This is a genomic window from Victivallis vadensis (assembly GCF_003096415.1).
GTDB classification, from domain to species: Bacteria; Verrucomicrobiota; Lentisphaeria; order Victivallales; family Victivallaceae; genus Victivallis; species Victivallis vadensis.
Map to the genome: position 1 here is coordinate 1 of NZ_QEKH01000075.1, position 2123 is coordinate 2123.

2 protein-coding genes are annotated in these 2123 nt (G+C 60.6%); both read left to right on the top strand.

Annotated features, from left to right (window positions below; translation table 11 throughout):
* Positions 1–66 precede the first annotated feature (66 nt).
* On the top strand, positions 67–1452 hold the full coding sequence (locus C8D82_RS20410; RefSeq protein WP_207776208.1) for a GH1 family beta-glucosidase: 1386 nt from the start codon (positions 67–69) through the stop codon (positions 1450–1452).
* 12 nt (positions 1453–1464) lie between these two features.
* Positions 1465–1977, top strand: coding sequence for a regulatory protein RecX (locus C8D82_RS20415; protein WP_116886136.1), 513 nt, complete (start codon positions 1465–1467; stop codon positions 1975–1977).
* The last annotated feature ends 146 nt before the right edge of the window (positions 1978–2123 follow it).

The window sequence follows — 2123 nt, forward strand, 5'->3', positions numbered from 1 at the left end:
GGAGGACTACTGGCAAAAACGTATGCAAATTATCGGCAACGTCGTTATCGGCGTTGGAAACTACAAGTGTGTTTCACAAAATTTGGGACAATAACAAATTTTTTCTGGGGAACCGCAACGTCGTCCTATCAAATCGAAGGCGGAGTGTCGGAAGGAGGGCGCGGCTGGTCGGTCTGGGACGCCTTCTGCCGGATTCCGGGCCGCGTCCGCGACATGAGCAACGGCGACATCGCCTGCGACAGCTACCACCGTTTCCCGGAGGACGTCGCGATGATGAAGCAGCTCGGCGTGAACGCCTACCGCTTTTCCATCGCGTGGCCCCGCATCCAGTCCACCGGGCGCGGCGAAGCGAATCCCGACGGGATCGCCTACTACAACCGCCTGATCGACCTGCTGCTGGAAAACGGCATCACCCCATTCATCACCTTGTACCACTGGGACCTGCCGCTCGACCTTGAAATGGCCCACGACGGCTGGCTCAATCCGCAGATCACCGATGACTTCGCCGCCTACGCCGAGCTCTGTTTCAAGGCGTTCGGCGACCGGGTGAAGCACTGGATCACACTGAATGAACCGTGGTGCGTCTCCGTGCTCGGCTACGGTTCCGGCGGCTTCCCGCCCGGACGCACCGGCGACACCGAACCTTATATCGTCGCCCATCATCTGCTGCTTGCGCACGGCAAGGCGGTCCGGCGGTTCCGCGAGGGCGGCTACGGCGGCTCGATCGGCATTTCCAACAACTGCGACTGGCGCGAGCCGCTGACCGATTCGCCCGAGGACCGGGCGGCCGCGCAACGGGCCGTCGAATTCTTCTACGGCTGGTTCACCGATCCGGTGGTCTTCGGCGACTACCCCGCCGTGATGCGCGAACGGGTCGGCGCGCGGCTGCCGCAATTCACCGCCGAAGAGCGGGCGCTGGTCAAAGGGAGCGCCGATTTTCTCGGCCTGAACCACTATTCGACGCTGTACGCCTCCGAAACGCCTCCCGAAAACGGCAACGACATCGGCGCCAACGGCAACGGCGGCATGAGCGACGACCAGCAGGTCTGTCTGTCGGTTTCGCCCGACTGGGAACAGACGGATATGCAGTGGAACATCGTGCCGTGGGGATTCCGCAAGCTGCTGAACTGGATCGCGGACCGCTACAAGGGATATCCGGTCTACGTCACCGAAAACGGCTGCGCGTGCCCGGAGCCGGATGCGATGTCCGCGCAGCACGACGACCAGCGCTGCCGTTTCCTGAAAGGCTACACCGATGCGATGCTGGCCGCCAGAAAAGAGGACGGGATCGACGTGCGCGGCTATTTCTGCTGGTGCCTGATGGACAACTTCGAGTGGACGCACGGCTATCACAAGCGCCTCGGCCTGATCCGCGTGACCCCCGGCAACCTCGAACGCATCCCCAAGGCGTCGTTTTACGTCTACCGGGAGATCATTCAGGCCAACCGCTGAAGGAGAAGTCAGGTGTTTTCAGGTCCCCCCGGCAAGCCGGAAAAGAAGATCAACCCGCTGGAAAAAGCGATGCGTCTGTTAAGCGTGCGTTCGTATTCGGAGCGGGAGCTGATGAAGAAACTGCGTCTGGCGAAGATTCCGGCGCGCGAGGCGGCCGAGGCGATCGCGGAGTGCCGCCGCCGGGGTTACCTGAACGACGAACTTCTGGCGGAAGATTACGCCCACGCGCTGGTGAACCGCGGTTCGGGTTCCCGGCTGGTGAAGCTGCAGCTGCGCAAGCGCGGCCTTTCCGCCGAGTATGTGGAAACCGCTCTGGAAAAAACCGCCGGACTCGAACCCGGCGCCGCCCGCCGGGCATTGGAGTACAAGCTCCGGCTGCTGTCGCGCGAAACCGATCCGCGCAAAAAACGGGAAAAAGCCTTCCGTTTCCTGATCAGCCGCGGCTTTTCGCTGGATGTGATCCGGGAGCTGTTCGACGAGGTCGATTTCGGCGGCGCCCCGGATGAGTTTTACGGTGAATATTGAAAGCTCCGCCGGACCGGAGACGGCATCCATCAACTTTTTTCCGGAAATATTGATAATGTCCCAAATTTTGTGATGGGATGTGTTGTTTGACAAGGTTGCATCTGCCTTTTATTTTGAGTAACTCAAAATCTCAACATAAAGGGAAT